The organism is Bacteroidota bacterium, from assembly GCA_016722565.1.
Taxonomy (GTDB): Bacteria; Bacteroidota; Bacteroidia; order 2-12-FULL-35-15; family 2-12-FULL-35-15; genus 2-12-FULL-35-15.
Map to the genome: position 1 here is coordinate 505,140 of JADKIU010000002.1, position 25,210 is coordinate 530,349.

The 25,210-nt window shown below is 35.8% G+C and carries 27 protein-coding genes and 1 pseudogene; 4 read left to right on the forward strand and 24 right to left on the reverse strand.

What is annotated here, in order from left to right:
- Nucleotides 1-51: 51 nt before the first annotated feature.
- The 5 genes from recN to bamD all read right to left on the reverse strand — a co-directional run bounded on the left by recN (nt 52) and on the right by bamD (nt 5,266).
- Nucleotides 52-1,722 (reverse strand): DNA repair protein RecN, encoded by a 1,671-nt coding sequence (recN, locus tag IPP64_07555; protein MBL0329260.1) that lies wholly within the window; start codon nt 1,720-1,722, stop codon nt 52-54.
- Between the two features lie 128 nt (nt 1,723-1,850).
- The gene (locus IPP64_07560) at nt 1,851-2,750 is read right to left on the reverse strand and encodes a DUF4835 family protein (GenBank protein ID MBL0329261.1); all 900 of its coding nucleotides are present in this window, start codon (nt 2,748-2,750) and stop codon (nt 1,851-1,853) included.
- On the reverse strand, nt 2,751-3,953 hold the full coding sequence (gene coaBC, locus IPP64_07565; GenBank protein MBL0329262.1) for a bifunctional phosphopantothenoylcysteine decarboxylase/phosphopantothenate--cysteine ligase CoaBC: 1,203 nt from the start codon (nt 3,951-3,953) through the stop codon (nt 2,751-2,753).
- Nucleotides 3,954-4,039: 86 nt separating this feature from the next.
- Complete coding sequence (locus tag IPP64_07570) at nt 4,040-4,372, reverse strand: DNA-directed RNA polymerase subunit omega (protein MBL0329263.1); 333 nt, start codon at nt 4,370-4,372, stop codon at nt 4,040-4,042.
- 12 nt (nt 4,373-4,384) lie between these two features.
- Nucleotides 4,385-5,266: an outer membrane protein assembly factor BamD gene (bamD, locus tag IPP64_07575; protein ID MBL0329264.1), complete on the reverse strand. Its 882-nt coding sequence runs from the start codon at nt 5,264-5,266 to the stop codon at nt 4,385-4,387.
- Nucleotides 5,267-5,422: 156 nt separating this feature from the next.
- Here bamD and IPP64_07580 point away from each other — a divergent pair, with 156 nt between their 5' ends.
- Nucleotides 5,423-6,667, forward strand: coding sequence for an aminotransferase class I/II-fold pyridoxal phosphate-dependent enzyme (locus tag IPP64_07580; protein ID MBL0329265.1), 1,245 nt, complete (start codon nt 5,423-5,425; stop codon nt 6,665-6,667).
- 12 nt (nt 6,668-6,679) lie between these two features.
- Nucleotides 6,680-7,159, forward strand: a complete 480-nt coding sequence (locus IPP64_07585) for a hypothetical protein (GenBank protein ID MBL0329266.1) — start codon at nt 6,680-6,682, stop codon at nt 7,157-7,159.
- Nucleotides 7,160-7,244: 85 nt separating this feature from the next.
- Here the strand turns inward: IPP64_07585 and IPP64_07590 are convergent, their stop codons facing one another.
- From IPP64_07590 to IPP64_07680, 19 genes and pseudogenes are all read right to left on the reverse strand, one after another.
- A complete protein-coding gene (locus IPP64_07590; protein ID MBL0329267.1) occupies nt 7,245-7,433 on the reverse strand; it encodes a cold shock domain-containing protein in 189 nt (62 codons plus the stop codon).
- 156 nt (nt 7,434-7,589) lie between these two features.
- Nucleotides 7,590-8,252, reverse strand: a complete 663-nt coding sequence (locus IPP64_07595; protein ID MBL0329268.1) for a YggS family pyridoxal phosphate-dependent enzyme — start codon at nt 8,250-8,252, stop codon at nt 7,590-7,592.
- On the reverse strand, nt 8,249-9,493 hold the full coding sequence (locus IPP64_07600) for a DUF1015 domain-containing protein (GenBank protein ID MBL0329269.1): 1,245 nt from the start codon (nt 9,491-9,493) through the stop codon (nt 8,249-8,251). Before IPP64_07600 ends, IPP64_07595 begins: the two co-directional genes overlap by 4 nt.
- A gap of 2 nt (nt 9,494-9,495) precedes the next feature.
- Nucleotides 9,496-10,416: a 3-phosphoglycerate dehydrogenase gene (locus IPP64_07605; GenBank protein ID MBL0329270.1), complete on the reverse strand. Its 921-nt coding sequence runs from the start codon at nt 10,414-10,416 to the stop codon at nt 9,496-9,498.
- A gap of 34 nt (nt 10,417-10,450) precedes the next feature.
- Nucleotides 10,451-11,839: a hypothetical protein gene (locus tag IPP64_07610; GenBank protein MBL0329271.1), complete on the reverse strand. Its 1,389-nt coding sequence runs from the start codon at nt 11,837-11,839 to the stop codon at nt 10,451-10,453.
- Between the two features lie 67 nt (nt 11,840-11,906).
- Nucleotides 11,907-13,124 carry a T9SS type A sorting domain-containing protein gene (locus tag IPP64_07615; GenBank protein ID MBL0329272.1) on the reverse strand — a complete coding sequence of 406 codons (1,218 nt, stop codon included), beginning with the start codon at nt 13,122-13,124 and terminating at the stop codon, nt 11,907-11,909.
- Nucleotides 13,125-13,317: 193 nt separating this feature from the next.
- Nucleotides 13,318-13,662, reverse strand: coding sequence for a 50S ribosomal protein L20 (gene rplT / locus IPP64_07620; protein ID MBL0329273.1), 345 nt, complete (start codon nt 13,660-13,662; stop codon nt 13,318-13,320).
- A 105-nt stretch (nt 13,663-13,767) separates the two neighbouring features.
- Nucleotides 13,768-13,968: a 50S ribosomal protein L35 gene (gene rpmI / locus IPP64_07625; protein ID MBL0329274.1), complete on the reverse strand. Its 201-nt coding sequence runs from the start codon at nt 13,966-13,968 to the stop codon at nt 13,768-13,770.
- A gap of 53 nt (nt 13,969-14,021) precedes the next feature.
- Nucleotides 14,022-14,513, reverse strand: a complete 492-nt coding sequence (locus tag IPP64_07630; GenBank protein MBL0329275.1) for a translation initiation factor IF-3 — start codon at nt 14,511-14,513, stop codon at nt 14,022-14,024.
- A 191-nt stretch (nt 14,514-14,704) separates the two neighbouring features.
- Nucleotides 14,705-16,643: pseudogene (gene thrS / locus IPP64_07635) on the reverse strand (threonine--tRNA ligase).
- Between the two features lie 178 nt (nt 16,644-16,821).
- Nucleotides 16,822-17,271, reverse strand: coding sequence for a hypothetical protein (locus IPP64_07640; GenBank protein MBL0329276.1), 450 nt, complete (start codon nt 17,269-17,271; stop codon nt 16,822-16,824).
- Nucleotides 17,272-17,275: 4 nt separating this feature from the next.
- Nucleotides 17,276-17,665, reverse strand: a complete 390-nt coding sequence (locus IPP64_07645; protein MBL0329277.1) for a hypothetical protein — start codon at nt 17,663-17,665, stop codon at nt 17,276-17,278.
- A gap of 104 nt (nt 17,666-17,769) precedes the next feature.
- Nucleotides 17,770-18,279: a hypothetical protein gene (locus IPP64_07650; GenBank protein MBL0329278.1), complete on the reverse strand. Its 510-nt coding sequence runs from the start codon at nt 18,277-18,279 to the stop codon at nt 17,770-17,772.
- Nucleotides 18,280-18,312: 33 nt separating this feature from the next.
- Complete coding sequence (locus IPP64_07655) at nt 18,313-19,191, reverse strand: hypothetical protein (GenBank protein MBL0329279.1); 879 nt, start codon at nt 19,189-19,191, stop codon at nt 18,313-18,315.
- 104 nt (nt 19,192-19,295) lie between these two features.
- Nucleotides 19,296-20,078 (reverse strand): amidohydrolase family protein, encoded by a 783-nt coding sequence (locus IPP64_07660; GenBank protein MBL0329280.1) that lies wholly within the window; start codon nt 20,076-20,078, stop codon nt 19,296-19,298.
- Nucleotides 20,047-20,568 (reverse strand): hypothetical protein, encoded by a 522-nt coding sequence (locus IPP64_07665; GenBank protein ID MBL0329281.1) that lies wholly within the window; start codon nt 20,566-20,568, stop codon nt 20,047-20,049. Before IPP64_07665 ends, IPP64_07660 begins: the two co-directional genes overlap by 32 nt.
- Before the next feature lie 35 nt (nt 20,569-20,603).
- Nucleotides 20,604-22,658, reverse strand: coding sequence for a BatA and WFA domain-containing protein (locus IPP64_07670; GenBank protein MBL0329282.1), 2,055 nt, complete (start codon nt 22,656-22,658; stop codon nt 20,604-20,606).
- 38 nt (nt 22,659-22,696) lie between these two features.
- Nucleotides 22,697-23,473 carry a TIGR02757 family protein gene (locus IPP64_07675; GenBank protein MBL0329283.1) on the reverse strand — a complete coding sequence of 259 codons (777 nt, stop codon included), beginning with the start codon at nt 23,471-23,473 and terminating at the stop codon, nt 22,697-22,699.
- Nucleotides 23,466-24,503, reverse strand: coding sequence for a helix-turn-helix transcriptional regulator (locus IPP64_07680; GenBank protein ID MBL0329284.1), 1,038 nt, complete (start codon nt 24,501-24,503; stop codon nt 23,466-23,468). The genes IPP64_07675 and IPP64_07680 overlap by 8 nt, the downstream gene beginning before the upstream one ends.
- Nucleotides 24,504-24,726: 223 nt before the next feature.
- On the opposite strand from IPP64_07680, the gene IPP64_07685 reads away from it, so the two are divergent.
- Nucleotides 24,727-25,047 (forward strand): hypothetical protein, encoded by a 321-nt coding sequence (locus tag IPP64_07685; protein MBL0329285.1) that lies wholly within the window; start codon nt 24,727-24,729, stop codon nt 25,045-25,047.
- Nucleotides 25,048-25,065: 18 nt separating this feature from the next.
- On the forward strand, nt 25,066-25,206 hold the full coding sequence (locus tag IPP64_07690) for a hypothetical protein (protein ID MBL0329286.1): 141 nt from the start codon (nt 25,066-25,068) through the stop codon (nt 25,204-25,206).
- Nucleotides 25,207-25,210: the final 4 nt, after the last annotated feature.

The window sequence follows — 25,210 nt, forward strand, 5'->3', positions numbered from 1 at the left end:
AGAAATTTGTTGAATTTTGAATGTTTGTTAAAGACAAATATAACAATAAGTTTAAGTTTTTAATAACTCTTTTGCATTGTTGATTGCAGCTGCGGTTGGAGCTCCTGTACTTAGCATTTTTGCAACTTCTTGTATCCGCTCTTCTGCGGTCAATTTTTTAATATTACTATATGTTTTATTGTTTTTATCTTCTTTATAAACAAATAAATGGGATTGTCCTTTGCTTGCTATTTGTGGCAAATGCGTGATGGTAATCACTTGCATTTTTGTTGCCATTTTATCCATGATACTGCCTACTTTATCGGCTACATCACCGGAAACACCAGTATCAATCTCATCAAATATTATGGTTGGCAAGGCTGTTAATTGAGCAATCAAGGATTTAATACTAAGCATCAAACGAGACAACTCACCACCGGATGCAACTTTATTCAATTCTTTAAAATCACTTCCTTTATTGGCAGAAAATAAAAAATTTACTTTATCTAAACCATTGGCTGACAATACATCTAAGACTAAATGTTCAACCTTTAATTGAGCATTGGGCATCGATAGTGAAGATAGGAGCGAGGCGATTTCTTTTTCAATTTTCGGAATTGACTTTTTTCGATTAGCCGACATTGTTTTGGCAAGCGCTATTAATGATTTTTGCAAAACGCTCAACTCTTTATTCAATTTTTCAATTTCCGCCTCCAAGGAGCTGAAGTCAACTAATTTATTACTCAAATCATCTTTAATCGCAATCAACTCTTCTATTGTTTTAACCTGATGTTTTTGCTGTAAGCGATATACAGCATCTAATTTTTCAGTTAAAATCTCTATTTGTTTCGGATCGTAAACAATATCTTGCTCCAATGCTTCTAACTCGTTGGTAATATCTTTTAATTCGATATAAGCAATTGATAAGCGTGTACTCAATTCATTGATTTCAGGCTTAAATTTTGCCATTCCTGAAAGAATGATTTTTAATTCATTTAAAGAAGAAAGTAAATTCTGCTCACCACCAGCTAATCCATGAGCAGCTTTTGATAAATTGGATTTTATTTCTTCCGCATTGTTCAAGGTTTCCAATTCCTGCTCCATTGCCAATTGCTGATCAGCTTGCAAATTCGCATCTTCCAATTCATTGAATTGAAATTGGAAATAATCCAAATCCTTTTTTGCCTGCAATTCTCTTTCTGTTAAATCGTTCAGTTGTTTTTCTAAGATTTTATATTTTTTAAATCCTGCGGCATATTCTTCCATGGTGGACGAATGATCCGCAAAAGCATCTATAACAGAAAGTTGAAAAGCACTTCCATTCAATGTTAATGTTTGGTGTTGCGAATGAATGTCAATGAGGTATTCTGCTAGTTCTTTAAGTTGCGAAAGGGTGACAGGTGTATCATTAATAAAAGCGCGGGATTTTCCTTCTGTCCCGATAGCTATCGGGATAATTTCTCTACGAACAGTAGTTATTTCATCGTAATCCAACTCGTGTAAAGAAAAAAAATCTTTTAATGCATATCCTTTGATATTAAAACTAGCTTCCACCACACATTTTTTTGTTTTGTCTTGCAATGCTTGTGTATCGGCTCTACTACCGGCAATCAAGCCCAAGGCTCCAAGCAAAATGGATTTACCAGCACCGGTTTCACCCGTAATAATGGTTAATCCATCAGTAAACTCTACTTCGAGTTTATCAATCAAGGCATAATTTTGAACAGAGATGTGCTTTAACATAGTGGTGCTAAATTAAAGTTTTTTGATGTGTATTTCGGAAGGAATAAAGAAAAGAAATTAACAGGTGAAGATAACGAACAGGAACGATACTGATAGCTATCGGGATCGGTTTTATTTCGCTACCTGTATTACTGGCAATTGGTAATCTTTGTATACTTATTACTATTGGTAGGATCTATCTCATTCAGCAAACTAACCACCTTTGCTTTTTCATCGGCAAAACCGCCACAAAAAACATTTACAATTTCGTCTGCCTTTGCGATAAAAAAGACTTGTAAACTAAACGAAAGTGGTTTTACTTGGTGTACTTTTTTTAACTCCATCAAACTTTCTAAGATGACAGCTCTGCCAGCATCTTTATTATCGGCCATCACGTCTAATCCTTTGCGGTGATAATTGTACAACCCTTCACGAATACTCACATACGTTGCATCCAACATGTTATTAATCAACCAATAGCGATTGTTGTTGCTATCAAACGCTTTCCAGCCTAGGTATCCTGAATTTTGTGCATTGTTCACTACAGCCAATGCCTTTTGTAAATAAGCAGTTCCGCCATTCAATGCAAACGAATCATAATCCATTCCAATAACAAAATAGGCATAAAAGGCTAGGATGGAAGTTAAATTAGAGGAGTAGGTATTCTCAACAAATTCTAGAGGTTGAGCTTCCGTATATTTAAACGCAATATCATTATCGTTAAAATTTAACAGAGCGGAATTGTAAGCAGTTTTAAACACCGGTCTGCTTGCCTGAATCTGCAAGGTTCCTTTGAATTCATCCGAACCTATGCGTTCAGTGATGTTAATCAGGATGCTGCAATCAATACGTTCTTCTATTTTAAAATTTTCATTGGTCCATTTGCGAGTCAACATAAACTCCCTAATAGCAGTTTCCATCGCATCAAACACACGTTTATCGGTACCGGCTATTTGGGTAGAATTGACGGTTACTTTACAATTTAATTCTTGTGAAAACACCGAATGGAATGCACCAACAAAAAACAGAAGTAGAATTAATTTACGCACTTATTTTGTTTTAATAGTTTGAATTGCTTTTAAAATATCTTTCGCCACTTCCTCCTTTGTCTTTAACTCAAATTTAGTGATTTTATTGTTTTTATCAATAAGGGTAATCTTATTCGTATCGCTCTTAAATCCGGCACCTTTATCTTTTAAGGAATTCAGTACAATTAAATCCAGGTTTTTCTTTTTGATTTTTTCTTTTGCATTCGCAACTTCATTTTCTGTTTCTAATGCAAAGCCAACCAACACTTGTTTCTTGGTTTTCAACTTCGCTAATTCGGCCAATGTATCTTTTGTCGGAATTAAATCAATCGACTTTGTTCCGGTAGATTTTTTTATTTTTTGATTGGCTGTTTTTGCAGGCTTATAATCTGCTACGGCAGCAGAAAGGATTGCAATGTCTGCATTTTTAAATGCCTTTACAGATGCTTGAAAAAGCTCTTCTGCGGAAGTCACATCCACACGATTAATACTACTATTGGATAGCTTCAGGCTATTGGGACCACAAACCAATGTGACGCTTGCACCTTGAGCCGCCAACGCTTCTGCAATGGCAAAACCCATTTTTCCGGAAGAATGATTCCCAATAAATCGAACAGGATCAATCGATTCATAGGTTGGTCCGGCAGTTACCAATACTTGTTTCTTAGAGAATGGTAGATTTTTTGAAAGTTCTTTTTCAAGAAAAGCAATAATTTCTTCCGGCTCTGCCATTCTACCTTCACCATGCAATCCACTTGCAAGTTCACCCGTTCCAGGCTGAATAATTTTATTACCAAACGATTCTAGTCGCTTGAGGTTGTCTTTTGTACTTTTATGTTTAAACATATCCAAATCCATTGCAGGAGCAATGTAAACCGGACATTTTGCTGAAAGATAAGCAGCCAGCAATAAATTATCACAAATGCCATTTGCCATTTTAGCAATGGTATTTGCTGATGCGGGAGCAATCACAAAAACATCTGCCCATAAACCTAATTCTACATGGTTGTTCCATTCACCTTGTTTGTTTTTAGTAAACTCAATCAATACAGGATTTTTGGAAAGGGTAGAAAGTGTAAGTGGGGTAATAAATTCGGTAGAGGAGTTGGTCATAATTACTTTGACATTGGCTCCGGCTTTTACAAGTAAACGCACTAAAAATGCTGATTTATAAGCAGCAATGCTAGCAGTTACACCAAGTAATATGTTTTTGTTTTTGAGCATCTAATAAAAAAGCAGTTCGCGATTATGACACATTTCAATAAAAAATCGAATGAGAATAACGCGAACTGCTAACTATAGTTTTACTATTACTTATTTTCTACAACAGTAACTGGGTTACGGTGGTAAATTTTATTGTCAAAAAACTCTTGAATCGCAATCAAAGAAGGTTTTGGCAAACGCTCGTAATATTTAGAAATTTCGATTTGTTCACGATTTTCAAAAATCTCTTCCAAATTATCAGTATTTGATGCAAACTCAGCAAGTTTGTTTGTCAACTCTTCTTTCATTTCAGCGCTGATTTGGTTAGCACGTTTAGAGATGATTGCAATACTTTCGTAGATATTACCAGTTTTACCATCTAAACTTCTTAAATCGCGAGTGGTAGTTGTTAAATCTGCATTTGTTTTTTTGTAGTCCATTTTGCTATTGATTTATGATTGTGGTTTGTTATACTTTTCTAAATTCTTTAATGCGCTGGAATAAACCATTTCGGCTTGTTTCAAGTATTCGCTCTTTGGAAAATTATCCAAAAATTTAATGTAATGATCCGTAGCAGCTTTAAAACGTTCTTGCTTTTTTGATTCAATACTATTCAAAGCCAATAAATAATAAGAGCGGATAATCAAATAATTCAATTCTTCTTCATGTTTATTACCCGGAAACTCTTTTAAATGATTTCCAAAAGCCACAATCGAAGCTTTATAATCACTCATGTTGTAATACAGCATTGAATTCTCATACGACTTCAATTCCAATTTCCCTCTTAATCGATCCAATATCTCGTTGCATTCAGGGATGTGTTGACTTTGAGGATATTGATTGGTAAAACGCTGAAACTCCTTAATGGCTAACTTTGTATCAATTTGATCCAAACTGTATTGAGGCGAATTCAAATAGAAACAATATGCATTCATATATGCACATTCTTCAGCATGTTTACTGGTTGGGAAGTTGCGAACAAAGTTTCTGAATTGATAGCCAGCAACAATGTAATCACTCAAATTATAACTACAATATGCATAGTAATAATGAACTTCTTCACCACGGGCAGTACCTCTGTAAACGCCCATCAATTCTTCAAATAACGTTAATGCACGCGTATATTCCTCGGCATCAAAATACTTTACGGCTGCCGTAAACTTCGCATCCATATCACTGCTCTTTACCAGCTTGTTAAACTTTCCGATGGTCACATCAAAACGTTTCTTTTTTTCGCCACCCGATGTATCATAAACGCGTTCCTTGTTGTTACAAGAAAAAAGCGCTAAAGCGGTTACGACTAAAAATGTGATATAAAATTGTTTATTCAGCATAAAAGGACTGCAAATATAAGATTTTTGAATGAAACTAGTGCAATAAATCTGATTAATTCAGTGAACCGAATTTGTTAATTAAAATCCCTTTGAAAATAGGCCTTAAACCATTAATTTCGCTTCTCTAAATTTTAAAAACTATACACTAACGATAATATGAAGGATTTATTTGAAAAAATAAAAGCAAATCGCGGACCGATTGGTATGCACGCGAAAGAGTCACATGGCTATTTTACTTTCCCGAAATTGGAAGGGGATATCAAACCTCGCATGATTTTCCGCGGAAAAGAACGCTTAAACTGGAGTTTAAATAACTATTTAGGATTGGCAAACCATCCGGAAGTTCGTAAAGCTGATGCGGATGCAGCTGCGGCATACGGTTTTGCAATGCCAATGGGTGCTCGTATGATGAGCGGAAATTCCAACTTGCACGAACAACTAGAATCAGAGTTGTCTACCTTTTTTAGTAAAGAATCAACCATCCTTTGTAACTTCGGTTACCAGGCAATGGTATCGGCAATCGACTGTTTAGTGGATCGCCACGATGTGATTGTTTACGATGCAGAATCACATGCATGTATCTTAGATGGTGTGCGCTTGCACATGGGAAAACGTTATGTTTTTAAGCACAACGACATCGAGGATTTTGAAAAACAAATGGTAAGAGCAACAAAATTAGCAGAAGCTCAAAATGGTTCTATTCTTGTTATCACGGAAGGTGTATTCGGAATGAGCGGTCGCCAAGGCAGATTAAGTGAAATTGTTGCGTTGAAGAGTAAATACAAATTCCGTTTATTCGTTGATGATGCGCATGGTTGCGGAACGATGGGTAAAACAGGTGGTGGAACAGGGCAGGAGCAAGGTTGTCAAGATGGAATTGATATCTATTTCGGAACATTTGCAAAATCGTTTGCATTAATTGGTGGATTTATTTCCAGCGAAGAACAAATTGTTGAATACTTACGTTACAACATGCGTTCTCAAATTTTCGCTAAATCATTACCATTACCTCTCGTTGTAGGTGCTTTAAAACGCCTAGAGTTGATGAGAAATCACCCGGAATACAAAGATAAATTATGGGAAATTACTCATGCATTGCAAAGCGGATTAAAAACTGCTGGTTTCGAAATCGGTTTAACCAATTCACCAGTAACGCCTGTATTCATGAATGGTTCCATCCCTGAAGCAACCAACTTGATTTTGGACTTACGTGAAAACTTCAATATTTTCTGCTCGATGGTGGTTTATCCAGTTGTTCCAAAAGGTGTGATTATTCTTCGATTAATCCCAACGGCAGTTCATTCAATGGACGATGTAAACTACACCATTGATGCGTTCTCTAAAATTGTAGGAAAATTAAAATCCGGACAATACATATCTGATAAAATTGCGGCTCACTAAAAAACACTCATGATGAAGAAAATCGCATTATTACTATTCGTTAGTTCTATTAGTCTTGCTGGTTTTGCTCAGGCTAAAAAGAAAAGTCCGATTGATGGTCGTATTTATGCCATCACACTTACTGAAGAAGGTAAGAAAAAGGCGGAGCCGATCAAAGATGATATGACCTTTGTTGCTGCGGGTAAGTTTAAATCCAACTACTTAGTGCAAGCACAATTTCCGCAATCGGATTATGAATATGAAGTGGATTCAACAACCACTCCGGTTTCTATTAAATTTACAGTAGAAGCAAAAAATACGGATGAGGGTCGTTTTTCATGGGAAGGTACGATTGAAGGAGATAATATTTCCGGAACAGCAATCATCCGTAAAAAAGGAAAAATTATTCATTCGTATACGTTTACCGGAACACATAAAAACAAAAAGAAAGTGAAACCGGCTCCGAAACCTGCAGCTCCTGCTGTTGCTCCAGATTCAACAAAAACCGAATAACATTTTATTCGACTCAGCTAATACTGAACAGAAATAAAAAAGCCTCTCGAAATCTCGAGAGGCTTTTTTATTAAAGCAAAATATATTAAGCTTTTTTTACGTTTACCGCATTTAAACCTTTTTTGCCTTCAGCAACATCAAACGTTACTGTGTCGTTTTCTTTGATTTTGTCTTCCAAACCTGTTGCGTGAACAAAAATTTCTTGACCTGAATCGTCTTTAATAAAACCAAAACCTTTTGCTTCGTTAAAGAATTTTACTGTACCTGTTTTCATTGTAATGTAATTTGATTGTTTTTAATTAATTAGGCAAATATATAGCATAATTCATTAAAAGTCAATTTTTTTCAATTTATATCGCTTTTTTACCTCCGAATATCGATAAATTAACCTTGCTAAGCGAAACTTGTTAGCCTCAAAAACGACTAATTATCAGCCTCTTTGCCCGAAAATAGAGCTTCCTACGCGGATTAACGTACTTCCTTGTTCAATTGCCAATTGATAGTCGGAACTCATGCCCATACTCACGTTGGAAAGTTGAAAGTTGAAGGTTGAAAAATTGGAAAGTTTGTCGTAAAACTGCTTCAACGACTTGAATTCATTGGAGATAAGTTCCTTTTTGTCCGTATTTGTGGCCATTCCCATAAAACCGGTAATTTTTATGTTTTTTAAGTCCTTTAGTTCCGCTGAATGAATGAGTTGTTCCGCTTCTTCAAAACTCAAACCGAATTTTGTTTCCTCTTTTGCGATGTAAATTTGTAGTAAACAATTGATGATTCTGTTGTTCTTTTCTGCTTGTTTGTTGATTTCCTGAAGTAATTTCAAACTATCCACCGAATGTATTAATGAAACAAACGGAGCAATGTATTTTACTTTATTACTCTGTAAATGTCCAATCAAATGCCATTCTATATCTTTCGGCATCACTTCATATTTATCCACCATCTCCTGAACCTTATTCTCACCGAAGATCTTGTGACCAGCATCGTATACTTCCTGAAGTTTATTGACAGGATGTGTTTTTGTAACCGCAATCAGCGTTACTTGGGGAGGAAGAGAGGATTTTATTCTATGGAGGTTATCTGCAATGCTCATTCACTCAAACTATAAATCACCAAACCACTTCTCATCTTTGGTTCTACCCAAGTGGTTTTCGGTGGCATAATGTTATTTGTATCCGCAATGTGTTTCAATTGCTCCATTTCCACAGGATATAGGCCAAATGCTACTTTGAAATTCCATTTATCTACCTGGTGTTTCAATTCCTTCATTCCTTTTATTCCAGAAACAAATCCAATTCGTTTATCTGTTTTTAAATCGTGAACATCCAGAATAGGAGAGAGGATGTGTTCGGTTAAGATGGATGCATCCAAGCTTCCAACAGGTTCTTCGTTGTGAATGATTTCTTTTTTTGCATCTAAGGAATACCATTTCCCTTCCAGATACATACTGAAATTATGCTTTTTCGAAGGTTTGTACAATTCTTCTTTTTCTACAATGATAAACTTTTCGGAAAGTTTTTTCAAAAAATCGGCAACCGATAAATCATTGATATCACGCACAACACGATTAAAATCAAAAATCTTCAATTGTGTTTCTGGAAAGAAAACTCCTAAATAATAATTATAGGGTTCTTTGCCCGTATATCCTGGATTTTTTGCTCTACGGGATTTTCCTAGCAATCCGGAGGAAGCCGAACGATGATGACCATCTGCAATATATACTGCAGGTATTTTAGAAAAACGCTCTTGAATCGTTGAAACAGTCGCTGCATCATTTACCAACCACAATTTATGTCTTACTCTATCGGTTGTTGTAAAATCATAAACTGGTTCTGCCTGAATTGATTTAGCTGTTATTTCGTCAATCACTTGATCATTGGGGTAGCTGAACAAAACAGGTTCTGCATTAAAATCACACACTTCCAAATAATGCATGAGTTTTTCTTCTCTATCTGTTAATGTTTGTTCGTGTATTTTAATCACTCCGTTAAAATAATCATCGATGCTGGAACAACCGATGATTCCGGTATATACATTGCCATCCTTCAGTTGTTGATAGATGTAATACGTTGGTTTATCATCCGTCACAAAAACTTCTTCTTCAACAAATTTTAGGTATTTTGCTTTTGCTTTTTGCAAACGTTCAATCGAACCCGGCTTTGATTTTTTACCATCGCTGTAATCCGGACTAATCACATGTAAAAATGAGAAAGGATTACTTGCCAGTTTGTCGTGCAATTCAGCCGTATTGTAGCCGTCTACAGAACGGGATGCAACTAAATGAACTTTATCTCGAGAAGGACGGATGCCTTTAAAAGGAATGATATTCGCCATTTCTATTTATTAACTTGGAATTTTGTGATACCGTTCTTGAAAAAATCAACTATTTGATTTGCAGCAGCCAATCCAGCATTAATATTGGCTTCAGATGTTTCTGCTCCTTGTTTTTTAGGAGTGCAATAGTATCTATTCTCAAACTTCAAAAGCTCTTCATGATTTCCCGGCATAATGTCGGAGATGTATTTAAAATCAGGTCTTTTTTCAAATACTTGTACTAATTCTGCTTCATTGATTACTTCTTTTCTTGCAGTATTAATTACTGTTGCACCTACAGGCATTTTCGACAATAATTCTAAATTAATTGAATTCTTTGTTTTTTCAGTTGCCGGAATGTTTAACGAGATGTAATGACAAGTACTATACAATTCTTCAACAGAGTTCACACCTTTGATTCCGTCCTTTTCAATAACTTCTTTTGGAACAAAAGGATCGAATGCATACACGTCCATATCAAAACCTTTTGCAATGCGGGCTACGTTCTTTCCAACATTTCCATACGCATGAATACCAATTTTCTTTCCTTTTAATTCGGTTCCTGAAACGCCTTTAAAGTTTCCACGAGCCATAAACACAAGCATACCAAAGGTTAACTCAGCAACAGCATTTGAATTTTGTCCGGGTGTATTCATTGCCACAATTCCTTTTTCAGTAGCTGCAGCTAAGTCAATGTTATCGTACCCTGCTCCAGCACGCACAATCAGTTTTAATTTTTTACCTGCATCAATCACTTGTTTAGTCGCTTTATCACTTCTGATAATCATTGCATCAGCGTCTGCAACTGCTTTAAGAAGATCATCTGGATTTGTATAATTCTCTAACAGGCTAATTTCATAACCAGCGTCTGTAATTATTTTTTTTATTCCTTCAACAGCTGTTTTCGCAAAAGCCTTTTCTGTAGCAACTAATATTTTGGTCATAATTGGATGTTTAATTCAGTGTAAAAATAAGTTTTTATCGATTAACTACCACATGAAATTTTAAGTCGTATCCCAAGCGTAATTCTTTATTTGTAAAATGACTCGTATCTGTTCCTATTTCGGTTGAATAAAGCATTCCGGGAGGAGGAAGCAGTGGTAATACAATCAATGTATCTGTATCGATCGTTTTATTCAAGGCTGTTATGTATTCTATTCTAGTGTCATTGGCTTTTGCATAATTGGATGCAATGAAATATTGCGTGATTAAATGAAAACACATCAATGCAATTCCAAAAATCACAGTACCATTTTTTATAAAACCAAGTTGTTTTAGGTTGAATAGGCTTTTATAACCGGCATAAAAGAACAAAAGCGAACAATAAATAGCAAAAAGGAATGATACCAAAAACCAAATTCTTGGCGGTCCGGTTTCGACCATCACATACGCTACAAGAAAAAAGAAAATGAATAATGTTACGGCAAAGAGTAAAGAGATTTTATAAAAAAACGATTTAAATGAAACATCCAAGTTCTTTATTTTAAAAGTGTTTAGAGCATCTCCTAAAAACAAAAAAGGAGTAGAGAACACAACGATATACATCAATTTGGATGGCAGATACAATGCTCCGAATTTCACAATCGATTTGGCTGTGATGTAAAATGAATTCCAAAACTGATGTTCGGGAAAAAGTCCGTCACGCAAATAATTACCTGGAGCTACTAAAAATAACAGAAAGGAGATGGCAAAAGCGACATACACAATCAACGTTCTTTGATGAATAACTAGAAACGATTTTATCGCTTTTAACTTCCGATATTGAAGCACAAGATAAGCCGTAAAAAACAATCCAAAAATTGCCGAATATACTTCTGATGAACCACCAACATAGATAAAGCAAAGAATTGAAAAAAGAGTTGATAAAACTGATTTTTTAGAATTTGTTAGAAAAACCATTCCCCAAATAAAAGCAATAATGCTCCACATGTAGGAGCTTTGAGCGCAAAACCAAAACCACGATTCACCGATATCGACACTCAAAAAAAACAGTAGGGCCGTAAAAGTAGCAGCAGCCATTATTTTATGAGAAATTGAAATTACAATCGATAGATGTATTGCGACATTTCGAATCAAATAATAAACGCCTACAAAAACAAGCAGGGCAGAAGCAAAAGGAAAAAAAGCATAGAAAGCGTAATTGACATCAAATGCTTTATAAAAAATATCCATGGCAAAGGTAGCCGCAAATCGACCGCACCATTCCATGTATTGAGATGTAACACCGGTAATAATTCCATGATTTCGAACATCCCAAATAAAATAAAAGTCATCGGTTGCTAATCGGTTATAATAGCAGAGCATGAGCAACAAGCATCCGAATAGAGCAAGAAGAGAAGAGAGGAGAACCGTGTACTGTTTACTCATGAAGTAAAGCTAATAAAAAAAGCTCCGCCCAGAATAATCTGGGCGGAGCTTTTTACAATTTATTAATTTACTTTTGAGCGACTATCAGTTTTTTTGTAAAGGTATGTTCTCCTATCTGAAGTTGAATTAAATACATACCATTACTAATTCCTTCGGTATTCCATCGAAGCTCATTCTGTCCAGAAATCATATTTTTTTCGTCCACAATGGCTATTTTGTTGCCTAAAAGATCTACGACAGATACTTTGACCATCTCATCCTTCATTAACGAAAAACGAATGGTTGTTAAATCATTCACAGGGTTCGGAAAAATATCGAATGAATTGTTTTCTAATGATTCGGATATGTCGGTATTGGAAGGATTGCACGAACAATCGATATAGGCATAACCAAAGTGTCCAGTTAATGTACAATCGCTCGTTTGAAACTGAATTGTCACTGTAGTTCCAACAAAAGAAGTTAGGTCAATAGTATCTGTTGTCCATTTCTTATAATAACCAACACTAAAACCAAACGAATCATTAAAAGGTTTATAGGAAGTATCGCTTAATGCTGCTAAAGGAACGATTGAGTCAGAATAAATAAGAACATTAGAAGCATCGAATACTTTTATATCAAATCTTGGCTGTTCCGCTGGTGTATGTCCCGGTGGACTTTCTAGTACAACCGCATATTTATAAATGAAAGAAGTGTCTGCAGGAGAAACAATATATTGGTATCTCAAATACTCTGTTTCAGCTCCAATTTGGCTATTCCCCAGACAGGTAGAATATACTCCGCTACCCGGAGCTACCAAAGGGATTTCAGGTAATCCGCTAACAATACTAATTGCATAAGGATCAAAACCAGTACCTGATGTAATTGTATGACGACTAGTAACAAATCCAGGAATCCATGTAGGTGGTGTCAAAGGCATTAAATCACACATTCCAGTTGCAGCCATCCAATTTGTAAAATCGCCAGATTCAAAACCTGCATTATCACAAGGACCGGAAGAAACGTTTAGTGGGGCAAAAAAAAATGTATTTGCATCAACTAAGCCTTTCTTCCTATTAATATAGTCTAATTTTTTATGTCGAATAATCGAATTGAATTCTGATTCAGGGATTCCTTTTTGTTTAAGTTCAAATAAGATGGCTTTTTCATTAAATCCACTGAGTAAAATTTCATCTTCATTCGTCAAGGTGTTAGTGTAGTTGGAATTAATTCTCTCTTGTCCGAGCAAGGTATTTGTAGAATTTAATAAAATGGTGAACACACCAACTAATGCTAATACTTTTTTCATCCGTTAATTGATTAATAGTTGCAATAATGCATTTTTATAAAGTTAGCAATAAAACGGGCATTTGTGAACTTAAAATCATAATAATTGAATCATAAACGATGCAGATATCGATATTCCCGATTATGCTGTTCTAAAACAAAAAAGGTCTCACATTTCTGTGAAACCTTTTCTGTCGTAGCATTAAATATTAATTCTATTTTACTGATTCAACCACCGCTTTAAAAGCTTCTGGGTTGTTCATTGCTAAATCAGCTAAGACCTTACGGTTTAGGTCGATATTTTTAGCGTGTACTTTACCCATAAATTGTGAGTAAGACATTCCGTATGGACGAACACCAGCGTTGATACGTTGGATCCAGATTGCGCGGAAGTTACGTTTCTTTTGTTTTCTATCGCGGTAAGCGTAAGTTAAACCTTTTTCTAAAACGTTTTTAGCAATTGTAAGAACGTTTTTTCTAGCTCCCCAATAACCTTTTGTTTGTTTTAATACTTTTTTTCTTCTGGCTCTTGAAGCCACCGAGTTAACCGATCTAGGCATGTTTTTTTGTTTTTTGGTTACAGCGTCCTGTTAAGGCACTTTTTGCTGGTTTCCTGGTTTATACTAATTGAACTGTGTTTCTTTTTAAAGTTTTCTAATGGAAAACTATTTTCCAATAGTCAACATTGCTTTTACGCGTGGCATATCTGTTTTATCAACGATAGTAGTTCCAGTTAAGGCACGTTTCGCTTTCGTTGTTTTTTTAGTCAAGATATGGCTTTTAAAAGCATGTTTTCTCTTCACTTTTCCTGTTCCAGTCATCGAAAATCTTTTTTTCGCTCCGGAATGCGTTTTCATTTTTGGCATCGTACTGATTATTTATTTTAATTTATTGTTTGTTCTTTTTAATTTCCTTTTGTCTACTTTTTCTTAGGCGCAATCACCATAATCATTTTCTTTCCTTCTAACACAGGCATTTGCTCTGGTTTTCCGTACTCATCCAATTCGTTCACAAAGCGTAACAATAAAATTTCACCTTGTTCTTTAAATAAGATAGAGCGACCTTTGAAAAATACAAATGCTTTTACTTTTGAACCTTCTTGTAAAAACTTAATGGCATGATTCTTTTTAAAATTAAAATCGTGCTCATCTGTTTGAGGACCGAAGCGAATTTCTTTGATAACTGTTTTAGCAGCTTTCGCTTTTAGTTCCTTTTGTTTTTTCTTTTGATCGTATAAAAATTTCTTATAATCTACTACTTTACAAACCGGTGGAACTGCTGTTGGAGAAATCTCAACTAAGTCTAATCCCGCTTCTCTCGCTATTTCTAACGCTTTTTCAATAGGATAAACGCCAGGCTCAATTCCTTCAAATACAACACGTACTTCTTTAGCTCTAATGCGTTCGTTGATCGCATGAAGCTCTTCTTTTCTTCTTTGTCCGCCTCTTCCAAAGCGTCTGTCAACGTTTGCCGCAGGAGCTGTTCCTGTTGCCGAAGTTCCCGGCTTTACAAATTTTCCTGGTGCAGGCTTATTAAATTTATTGCCTGAATTGTTGTTAAATGGAGCTGCTATAGCTTGTTCCTCCTAATTTTATTAATACTCTATTTATTAAATCTGTTTTCAATTTCGGTGTTGATAATCTTCGCAAACGCTTCTAAATCAAAGGTTCCTAAATCACCATCGCCTTGTTTTCGAACTGCAACTTTGTTCTCCGCTTCTTCCTTTTCCCCTACAATCAGCATGTACGGCACTTTTTGCAATTCGGTATCTCGTATTTTCTTCCCTATTTTTTCGTTCCTGTCGTCTACGAGCCCGCGAATATCGTAATTTTTTAACAATTCTAAAACTTTTTTTGCGTAATCGTTGTATTTTTCACTGATTGGAAGCACAGCAACCTGGTCGGGAGTCAACCACAATGGGAATTTCCCGGCACAATGCTCTATCAAAACAGCGATAAAACGCTCTAAAGACCCAAAAGGAGCACGGTGAATCATTACCGGACGGTGTTTTAGGTTATCACTACCGGTATATTCCAGCTCAAAACGCTCCGGAAGGTTATAATCTACCTGAATTGTACCTAATTGCCATTTTACGACCGATAGCATCTTTGACCATAAAATCGAGTTTCGGGCCATAAAAAGCCGCTTCACCCAATTCAACAACTGTTTTTAAGCCTTTTTCAGCTGCCGATTCAATGATAGCCGCTTCTGCCAACGCCCAATTTTCATCTGAACCGATGTATTTGGTTTTGTTTTCCGGATCACGCAACGAAATCTGTGCAGTATAATCCTTAAAATCTAAAGCGTTGAATACATACAACACCAAGTCAATTACTTTGCAAAACTCTTCTTTTACTTGGTCAGGGCGACAAAACAAATGGGCGTCATCTTGTGTAAATCCACGCACACGAGTTAAACCGTGTAATTCTCCGGCTTGCTCATAACGATAAACTGTTCCAAATTCGGCAAAACGAATAGGTAAGTCTTTGTAGGAGCGGGGAGAAGTTTTATAAATTTCGCAGTGATGCGGACAGTTCATTGGTTTTAAGAAAAACTCTTCTCCTTCGTGTGGAGTGCGGATGGGCTGAAATGAATCTGCTCCATATTTTTCGTAGTGACCGGATGTAATGTACAAATTTTTATTTCCAATGTGCGGAGTTGCAACAGGGAGATAACCGCTCTTCAATTGTTGCTTTTGCAAGAATTGAATCAAACGTTCGCGCAATGCAGCACCTTTTGGAAGCCACAATGGTAAACCCATTCCAACTTTTTCAGAAAAAGCAAACAGCTCTAATTCTTTTCCTAGCTTCCGATGATCACGTTTTTTTGCTTCTTCTAACAGCACTAAATAATCTGCTAAATCCTTTTGTTTCGTAAATGTTATGGCATAAACGCGGGTTAACATTTTATTTTTTTCATCACCTCTCCAGTATGCTCCTGCAACATTCATCAGCTTTGCAGCTTTGATGAAGCTGGTGTTTGGAATATGTGGACCGCGACATAAATCGGTAAAATTTCCTTGCTGATAAAAAGTGATTTGTCCATCCTCCAAACCTTCTAACAGGTCGAGTTTATACTCATCATTTTTCTCTTTGAAGTATTTAATAGCATCCGCTTTTGACACTTCGGTACGCTTGAATTCATTCCCTAAACGGGCCAATTCAAGCATTTTATCTTCGATTTTTTTGAAATCTTCTTGTGAAATGGTTTTTCCGCCAAGATCAATATCATAATAGAATCCATTGTCGATTGGAGGTCCAATTCCGAATTTCGTTCCAGGATAGATTGCTTCCAATGCTTCCGCCATCAAATGGGCAGAGGAGTGCCAAAGTGTTGATTTACCTTCCGCATCGTTCATGGTGAGTAACACCAATTTGGAATCCTGATGAATTGGTCGGGTAGCATCCCATACTTCGCCATTTACTTTGGCTGCTAAAACGTTTCTCGCTAAACCTTCGGAGATGGATAACGCAACTTGGTGCGCTGTAGTTCCTTTTTCGTATTCACGAATAGAACCATCGGGTAGTGTAATTTTAATCATTTTTTTTAGTTTGCCAAACATCCAAACAAACGGACGCAGGAATTAATAAGGCTGCAAAGATAATTGATTCTATGATTAAACAATGGAAAAATTTCAGATTGAAACAATATTCTTATCGACAACCATTTAACAGTCACGAGCGTCATTGCGAGGAACGAAGCAATCTCGAAATAGGCGATTATTTTCCCGTAAAGCCAATAAGCATCACCAAACAGGCTTTGTGTTCGACATCGGTATTGCTGGGAGGAATTTCATACACGATAGAGTAGGTGCCCGATTTTTCGAGCTCGATTGTCCAGTTTTTAACTGTACCACCCACTATTTTTTCTCCGATTTTTTCGGAAGGATTGTTTTTATTGTAGATGGTGATTTTCACTTCTTCCTCGAATGTTGATGCACAAAAAAGCAACTGATATTTCTGATTCTTAAATGCAACAAACTCAATATTCATATCTTTATTAATGAGTTCAAAGGCAAATTCTTTCATAATAAAGCCATCGTATTTGTATGGCGGAAGAATTTGAATTTTGTTCTCATCAATCAGCTGAGAAATTTTATATTGAGCAGAAACTGCATTGCTGGTGCAGGAAAAAATCAATAAAAAGAAAAAAACACGGATTGATTTCATACGATTAATCTACAATATCTTCTTGGCCGGTATAACCTATCAACAAAACTACACAGCCGGTTTTTACTTTTTCATTGATACTTTTTGGAACATCGTATTCAATGTAATAATTTCCGGCTTTGGCAGGTTGAAACGACCAAAAATTATTGTCAATACCTTGTGAGTTCTCAAATACCTTCGTTCGTCCTTTTTTAACTCTATTGCTTTTATCGTAGATATTCATTTTTACAGGTTCATCAAAGCCGGAGGAGCAAAAAATCAACCGATATTTCATTCCCCGAAAAGCAGTAAACAAGACCTCTTGTTTTTTTGCTTTGTCGTCAAATGTAAATTCTGTAACCACATATGCATCATATTTGTATGGCTTGGGCACATTTGGCTTGCAGTTTTTCATGATCTGCTTGGCTTTGCATTGCCCAAAAATATTATGGTTAGTACACAGGAGTGCACTAACCATAATCAATAATGTAAAAAAGGATTTACTTTTTCTCATTTAATTTATTTATATCCTACCATAAATATCATGCAACCAGTAAGTTTTGCGTTAGTACTATCAGCAGGAACATCATAATCTACAAACATTTTACGAGCACGAGGCACATCGAAAATTAATTCTTTGTCATCTGCTTTCGCATCTTTGTTAGAGAAAATTGGTTCTCTCTTTTTAGCTTCTTTATCTTTTGTATACACGTTAATTTTAATTCCTTTCGGTAATCCGGAAGTGTTAAATACTAAACGGTATTTTTCACCAATAAAGATAGGCACTTCAACTTCTAATTGTTGTGGCTTTTTAGTGAAATTAATTTTAGTGAATTTTTGGCTATCGTATTTATACGGATCCAATTTTTTCTTACAACTTGTTGTAAGTGCTTTTTTATCACAATTATCAGCTGTTTGAATAGTGGTGAATCCAAAAACGAATACTAAACCAACTAAACTTATGTAAAATGCTTTTTTACTCATTTTCAAGGGCTTTTTTAAGGAATTCGTGAATACTTCGTATTTCATCTTCTTTCGTTTAATTTTTTATACTTTTATGAATTAACCATTAATAAATTTAACTCGCAACGCTTCAATTTTAGTTGTTAATTGCGCTACTTCATCATCCGTTAAAGTCAATTCTTTCTCCATATCATCCGCTGCATCCGGGTTTCCTTTTACAGAAGGTAATCCATCATAAATATCTTTGATAACTACTAAGTCTGCAATCAAACCAGTGATAGCAGGATCCTTTTTCTCCTCAGCTTGCAATGCTTTGATGATGCTTGATAGAATAGTCATTTGCTCCGCTAATTTGCTGTTCAATGATTTATCTTTCCCTTTTTCATACACTTTAGAACCAATGTACATACTTTCTACCCAAGCTCCAGAGAACACAATAGATGTGATTTGTTGTTGATCGTTTTCATCTAAATACATGTCGGTTACCATTTGCAATTCAGCAATGATATATGCTAAAGAATCTTCGTTGTTTAAGTTTTTCTCAAAACGCTTTGACAAATTTCCTTGATCAAACACTGTTCCCATACCCAAATTATCCGCTAACTGACGGCTAAGTTTCATATAGTTCATTGCTTCCTGATTTTGTTTGTTCAATACAGCATAAGATAAATCAGCACTGTATACACCCAAATTCAAGGCTTTGGAAAGATTCGAAGTATATTTAGCAGGGTCTTTCAATTCACTGGTAATACCTGCTTTGTATTTTAAACCGGATTTTTTGAAAATGGATGCAATTTGTAAAGGAGAAGGGAGTGAATACGTCACTTCTTCTGTTTCTACTTCAGCAACAACTACAGAGTCTTGAGGAGGAGTAACGGTCTCTTCAGTTTGGGTATCGCCCCCGCAAGCTACCAAAACGATACTAGCTGCTGCAAACAATACACCTTTTAATGCGAGTGAGTTTTTCTTTAAAAGCATTTTTTCTTAATTAGGAGTTAATAACGATTATTTAAAATTCGAAGGCTAAACTACAAAAAATTATCAATCTGCAAAAATCTAAATTATTAGCAAAAAACATCCTACTACAATTTATTCCAATGCGACTGTTTATTATTAATGATTCCAATCACTTTACCCGTAAATGTGGTTCCAATAAATGGCGTATTTGCTGATTTCGAGTGGATGTGTTTTTTTTCGAATGTCCAGGTTACATCCGGGTTAAACACTGTTAAATTAGCCACTTCCCCTTCTTCAACTTTCACCTCTTTGAGTTTTAGCAGTTGGCGTGGCTGGTGGGTGATTGCATCAATTAAAGTGTTCAGTTTAATTTTGCCTTTATTACTATTTATCAAGCCAAATGCACTTTCTAAGCCAATCATCCCATTCGATGCCTGATCAAATTCAACATCCTTTGATTCAATATCCTGTGGGCGGTGATCACAGGTAAGGACATCGATTGTGCCATCTGCAACAGCTTTTTTAAGCCCTTCTACATCTGCTTTTGTGCGAAGTGGGGGATTTAACTTGTAATTGCTATCAAATCCTTTTAGTAAAGTATCGTCCAGCACCAGATTATAAATCGTAGCAGAAGCTGTCACATTTAACCCTTTTGCTTTTGCCTGCTTGATTAAATCAGCTGATTTTTGTGTCGAGATGTTTGAAATATGAATAGGAGCATCGGCATATTCTGCTAAAAAGATATTACGAGCCACCATTAATTCTTCTGCGAGTGCGGGTATTCCTTTTAAACCAAGTTGAGTAGACACAATCCCTTCATTCATTTTACCATCATGAGAAATGGTTTTCTCATCGCAGTGTGTAAGAATTAATCCGTCAAAATTCTGCGCATAGAGGAGGGCACGCATCAATAAACCTGAATTGTTTACCGGTTTTTTTATCATCTGAAAAAGCCACCGCTCCGGCCATTTTCATATCATACATTTCTGAAATATCCTGTCCTTCTTGTTTGTTGGACAATGTACCAATTGGGTAAACATCTACAATCGAATCGGCTGTTTTGTTTTTAATATATAATACTTCCGCTTTTGAATGAATGGTTGGGTTGGTAGAGGAGACCATTCCAACTCCGGTAAATCCACCGGCTGCTGCGGCTTTTATTCCGCTTTCCAAATCTTCTTTGTGCTCTAATCCTGGGTCACAAAAACTTACTTGCATATCCAGCCAACCTGCAGAAAGGTGAAGATTTTCTGCTTCAATTAATTTCACATTTTTCTCCGGAACAATCTTCGATTTAATGGATTTAATCATCCCATTTTCAATGAGAACATCCATTACTTTCCCATTGTGAATCGACTTGGAGTCGACAATGAGTGCTGATTTAATTAATATATTCATGATTCAATTTTTTTTATTTTTCAAATCCCCAAACATCATTTCATGAAGCGTAACAAAGCCACTTCAGTTGCCAAAAAAAGCAGTGCTAAAATAATACAAAGTTTCCATAATTTTTTGCCTTGCTCTAATTCCATTAATGATTCAGATAAGTTTTGCGCACTCAGTTCCATTACGCTAACATTACTCCAATTTAACGAATTTAATTTTTCAGTTAATTCTGCGGCCGTATAACACGTCAAATCCGATTCGTTTCGATTAAAATTATAGGAAATCCCTCCAATTAAGTCCACATTGGCCAATAAATCGTAGTTGTTCGCTTCTTTGATCTGATTGTGAACGAGTATCGTTGTTTTGGAATCTACTAATTTATGTTCAGGAATAATATCAAATTTCTTTGCTACATTTTTTATATGAAATACATTTTCACCACTAATCACTTTATTACTTTCAATTGCATCGTCTTTTCCAATGGTATAAAAAAGTGGCTGTGCTATCTGGCTATGCATCGCAATTTTAAAGAGTGTAGGAACAAAAATGGCATGACGGGATAGGTTACTAAAATTGTCGGAAATTCCCACCGTAGCAATGTATAGCTTTCCTTTTTCTACCGGATAGGTGCTTAAAAACACATCTCCGTTTTGAAGTTTCAATAAATACTCTTCATTACTTCTCGTGGTTTTCGAAAGCACAAAATGTTCGTTCACCTTCGGCAAGTCCAAGTTGGTAGCACTGAATGTTTTTTTATCAAACACATCTTTGTAGACGATATGTTCCATATTTATCTTATCCACTTTTGTGTTGGCTGTATCCAAACGTTCAAAGTAGTTTGCTCGCAACGAAACCATAAACTCTTTATAGGAGTTCAAATCTGAATCTTTGTTTGGAAAAACAAGGACACTTCCTCCGTTCTCCATGAATTTCTTCAAGGATTGACCAAGTCCGGAGGAAATGGTTTTTAATTCATTAATCACAATCAACTTGTTTTTATTCAGGAATGAATAATCAATTTTGTTTTCTGCTACTTCCGAATACACAAAAAGTGAATCGGAACCGAATAGCTTCGTGAATGGCGATAAAGAAGCATCTAACCCAATTCCATTGATGGTCATCACGGGAATGTTTTTTTCTACTTCAAAAGTGAAATAAAATTTATCATCAAAGGTCACCGGATAATCATTTAATTCAATACGGCAATCTTGAATTCCAGTTTCTTTGGAAGAAAACGAAAGCACAACTTCTGTTTGACTGTTCTTATCTATATCAAAACTGGCCGGTGTTTTTTGAATATTATTTATAAATAGCTTAATGGAATTTTTTTCCAATACTTTTTCCGATACATTTTTTATGCGAACATGCAATTTTTCCACTTGATTGTATTGGCGAATAGGGCTTTCAAACCAGCACGTATCAATGAATACGTTGCTTTTTTCAGCAGCTAACAAGGGGATGAATTTAAACTGAATGGATGTATCGTTTTTCACCTGGTTCCAATCCATCATTGTTTTTTGAAAATCGGAGAGAAGAAAAGCTGTTTTATTTTTATTGACTTCATTCAATACATCCGTTTGTCGCAAGCTAATTTCGGAGAAACTGCGGGTAACCGGACTAATTTTCACTTCATCCAACAATTCAATAAACTCTTCTTTGTTGACCAACCGTTGATGTTTGCCTTCAAAATCGTTGGTCAATAATTGAAAACGATCGGTTGGTTTATAAGCGGCTACAATTTCGAGTGCGCGTTTTTTTGCTTCATCCAGGAGAGTACCATTCTTATTGATGGTTTCCATACTGAAAGAGTTGTCGATAAAAATACTAACCGTTTTATCACCAACCGGCTTTTTATTGTTTTCGGATGCAATATAGGGTTGAGAAAAGGCCAATACTAAAAAGACAATCGCCAGAATACGCGCGGCTAAAACCAATAAATGCTTAAGTTTGGATTTTGCTTGGGTTTCCTGCTTTACCTCTTTTAAAAAGCGAACATTGCTAAAGTAAACGGTCTTAAATTTTCGGAAATTGAATAAATGAATGATGATTGGTATTGCTACTGCTGAAAGGGCGAACAGAAAGGCAGGGTAGGTAAAGCTCATCAAAGGACAAATATAATGAATTTTCTAATAGCTTGTAACTAAAACTTCTCAAACGCCCCGAGGCCAAACAATGCAAAATCGTATTTAACAGGATCTTTTGCATCCAACTTGCGCAAATTCCCTGTGAGTTCTTCCACCACTTTCCAGTCGTTTTGAGTCCGTTTCAATACTCCCAACTTACGAGCAACATTTCCTGAATGCACATCAAGCGGACACATCAATGCAGAAACAGGCAGTGCATCCTTCCATATTCCGAAATCGACTCCTCGTTTATCGTTTCTTACCATCCATCGCAAATACATGCATAACCTTTTTGCTGATGAATTTTCTTCCGGATTGGATACATGTTTTTTTGTGCGGGAAGGATAATCAATCGAGAAGAAAAGGTTTCTGAATTTACTTATTGCTTGAAGTGCTTGTTCAGGAATAGGGTTAGAAAGAGTAGGAGCGAATGCTCCTTCCAGCCCATTGTGGTTTTTGTAGATATTTTGTAGCGATTTCATGAAAAACACTGCATCCACACCGTTAAATGTGCGATGAACAAAAGAATCAAAACGTGCAAAATCCTTTTGTTTGGCGGACATCACAAAATCGAATGGACTGTTGCCCATCAATTTCATCATCTTATTGGCATTGTTGATAATGGTCACCCGTTGTCCCCAAGCAATGGTAGCCGCTAAAAAACCAGCAATCTCGATATCTTCTTTTTGCGTGAACTGATGCGGAATGGATATCGGATCCGTTTCGATGAAATTAAAACGATTGTATTGATCGTATTTCTCATTTAAAAAGTCGCGCAATTCGCTTTTAGTCATTTTCAATTTTGGTAACAAGTCTTTTTAAAGCTTCATCTACTTGCTTAAAGTATCGATACCGTTGTTTCTCTGCAACACCACTGATTAAGTTTGACTTACGAATTAAATTTTTAAGCCATAAATCTGTTTCGTTACAAAAACCGTGGTTCATTGTCAGCATCACATTAAAGGTATGATAAGAGATATAAGAACCTTTTATATTTCCCATTTGCGACATCACGCAGTTGTTTCCAATCATCACATCGCTTTGGTAAAGGGCATAATTGTTTTCGGAAGAGGCCGGTTTATTATTCGAATCAAATTTCACATTCATCTCTGCCTGTTTGCTGATTCTTGAAAACAACAAACTGAGTTCTCCGCAAACCTTTAAAGCATCTTCTTTACTTTTAAAAGCACCGGCTTCCCAATAAAACTCAACTTGCTTTAAGGTACTGTTTACGGTATCATCCGACCAAATTTCAATGGAGGAGATTTTAGCATACGCATCATAAATATCTCTGGCGATTTCAACCAAGTCGGTATCCACATGCAATGTGTCGAACTTTTTATCTTCAAATCCGGGTGCATTTAAAATCGACTTATTCCAATAAAATATTTTGAAGGCTGTTAAAAAAGGATGAGCAAAGTGCTGAAATACAGGAATATCCTCAGCTGCATAAATCACCGAGCGCTCATTTTCCGGAAACTTCAGAAGGGTATAAATATCCCTTTTCATGTTTTCGAGGTATTCACGAAATGTATTCACATGACCACTCAACTGATAGTAGGTGAAGTTAACTTGATTTAGGTTGCCCGCTGTTTCTTTATTGTTACTGATAAAAGCATCGAAAGAGATTTTGAAATGATTGCAGATTAAAGCAATCTCTTCAATACTCAATGTCGTTTCTCCTCTAATCCTTCTGTAAGCACTATCATTACTAACACCCAGCAAATCGGCCATTTCATCAACCAAGGAAATGTTTCCAGGCAAACCGGATTTTATCCGCTGCATTAATTTGCTTTGTGCAGATTCTTGCTCTTTTTTAGCCATTTTTCTTTTGTGTTTTTGCAAATCAGTGATTTAACATTTGCAATTTTTACTAAAAGTAAGAAATCGATTTGCAAAAATTGCAAATTTTCCAAAGTTTTTGATTTTTATCCATCCTTTTTTGCGACAAACCCTTCCAAACAGTTTGTCCATAGCGGAAAGCCGTTTTCCTACCTCTTTTTCTCGACCTAGATTTGCTCCAGAAATAATTCAAAAAGCATCGACCATGAAAAAATCAATTTTAATATTCATACACATCCTAATCTGCTTGAATATGCTAGGACAAACGAAAGCAAAACCTGCTTTTATCAGACATTTCTCCTCTGTGAATCAAGCTAAAGATGGAATAAAGACACTTTCTCTAAAAAGCTATTTGGTGGCGAGAAAAGAATATAAAAAAACAACCAGCGAAAAATACATTCCAAAGTTTTCATTCGACCTATTAGACGGAAAAGGAATTCATCTTTTTAGCACTTCTAAAATGGGGCCGATACCATCCATGAATATTGGAGCAAGAGTGAATGCCGGAATTAAAATTATGCTTTAATCTTTTAAAACTAATAACATGAAAACAGAAATCCAAATCATCACAAAAAAGGCGACTATTCTTAAATGCAGTCTTTTTCTATTTATGCTTTCAATGGTTTTATGTGCAATTGAAAACATTGAATGGTCAATGATAGCAAAAAACATCTTTCACATTTAAACTA

Bases quoted from the DNA above. Each gene is read 5' to 3' on its own strand.
- IPP64_07685 (MBL0329285.1), top strand. From the start codon at position 24,727: ATGAAAAAATCAATTTTAATATTCATACACATCCTAATCTGCTTGAAT.
- IPP64_07680 (MBL0329284.1), bottom strand. From the start codon at position 24,503: ATGGCTAAAAAAGAGCAAGAATCTGCACAAAGCAAATTAATGCAGCGG.
- IPP64_07655 (MBL0329279.1), bottom strand. From the start codon at position 19,191: ATGCTTTTAAAGAAAAACTCACTCGCATTAAAAGGTGTATTGTTTGCA.
- IPP64_07660 (MBL0329280.1), bottom strand. From the start codon at position 20,078: ATGCGTGCCCTCCTCTATGCGCAGAATTTTGACGGATTAATTCTTACA.
- IPP64_07595 (MBL0329268.1), bottom strand. From the start codon at position 8,252: ATGAGCATTGCAGATAACCTCCATAGAATAAAATCCTCTCTTCCTCCC.
- IPP64_07665 (MBL0329281.1), bottom strand. From the start codon at position 20,568: ATGAATATATTAATTAAATCAGCACTCATTGTCGACTCCAAGTCGATT.
- IPP64_07645 (MBL0329277.1), bottom strand. From the start codon at position 17,665: ATGAAAAACTGCAAGCCAAATGTGCCCAAGCCATACAAATATGATGCA.
- IPP64_07605 (MBL0329270.1), bottom strand. From the start codon at position 10,416: ATGACCAAAATATTAGTTGCTACAGAAAAGGCTTTTGCGAAAACAGCT.
- IPP64_07610 (MBL0329271.1), bottom strand. From the start codon at position 11,839: ATGAGTAAACAGTACACGGTTCTCCTCTCTTCTCTTCTTGCTCTATTC.
- IPP64_07570 (MBL0329263.1), bottom strand. From the start codon at position 4,372: ATGGACTACAAAAAAACAAATGCAGATTTAACAACTACCACTCGCGAT.
- recN (MBL0329260.1), bottom strand. From the start codon at position 1,722: ATGTTAAAGCACATCTCTGTTCAAAATTATGCCTTGATTGATAAACTC.
- IPP64_07585 (MBL0329266.1), top strand. From the start codon at position 6,680: ATGAAGAAAATCGCATTATTACTATTCGTTAGTTCTATTAGTCTTGCT.
- IPP64_07690 (MBL0329286.1), top strand. From the start codon at position 25,066: ATGAAAACAGAAATCCAAATCATCACAAAAAAGGCGACTATTCTTAAA.
- IPP64_07615 (MBL0329272.1), bottom strand. From the start codon at position 13,124: ATGAAAAAAGTATTAGCATTAGTTGGTGTGTTCACCATTTTATTAAAT.
- rpmI (MBL0329274.1), bottom strand. From the start codon at position 13,968: ATGCCAAAAATGAAAACGCATTCCGGAGCGAAAAAAAGATTTTCGATG.
- IPP64_07650 (MBL0329278.1), bottom strand. From the start codon at position 18,279: ATGAAATACGAAGTATTCACGAATTCCTTAAAAAAGCCCTTGAAAATG.
- IPP64_07670 (MBL0329282.1), bottom strand. From the start codon at position 22,658: ATGAGCTTTACCTACCCTGCCTTTCTGTTCGCCCTTTCAGCAGTAGCA.
- IPP64_07600 (MBL0329269.1), bottom strand. From the start codon at position 9,493: ATGGCGAATATCATTCCTTTTAAAGGCATCCGTCCTTCTCGAGATAAA.
- IPP64_07640 (MBL0329276.1), bottom strand. From the start codon at position 17,271: ATGAAATCAATCCGTGTTTTTTTCTTTTTATTGATTTTTTCCTGCACC.
- rplT (MBL0329273.1), bottom strand. From the start codon at position 13,662: ATGCCTAGATCGGTTAACTCGGTGGCTTCAAGAGCCAGAAGAAAAAAA.
- IPP64_07675 (MBL0329283.1), bottom strand. From the start codon at position 23,473: ATGACTAAAAGCGAATTGCGCGACTTTTTAAATGAGAAATACGATCAA.
- IPP64_07590 (MBL0329267.1), bottom strand. From the start codon at position 7,433: ATGAAAACAGGTACAGTAAAATTCTTTAACGAAGCAAAAGGTTTTGGT.
- bamD (MBL0329264.1), bottom strand. From the start codon at position 5,266: ATGCTGAATAAACAATTTTATATCACATTTTTAGTCGTAACCGCTTTA.
- coaBC (MBL0329262.1), bottom strand. From the start codon at position 3,953: ATGCTCAAAAACAAAAACATATTACTTGGTGTAACTGCTAGCATTGCT.
- IPP64_07580 (MBL0329265.1), top strand. From the start codon at position 5,423: ATGAAGGATTTATTTGAAAAAATAAAAGCAAATCGCGGACCGATTGGT.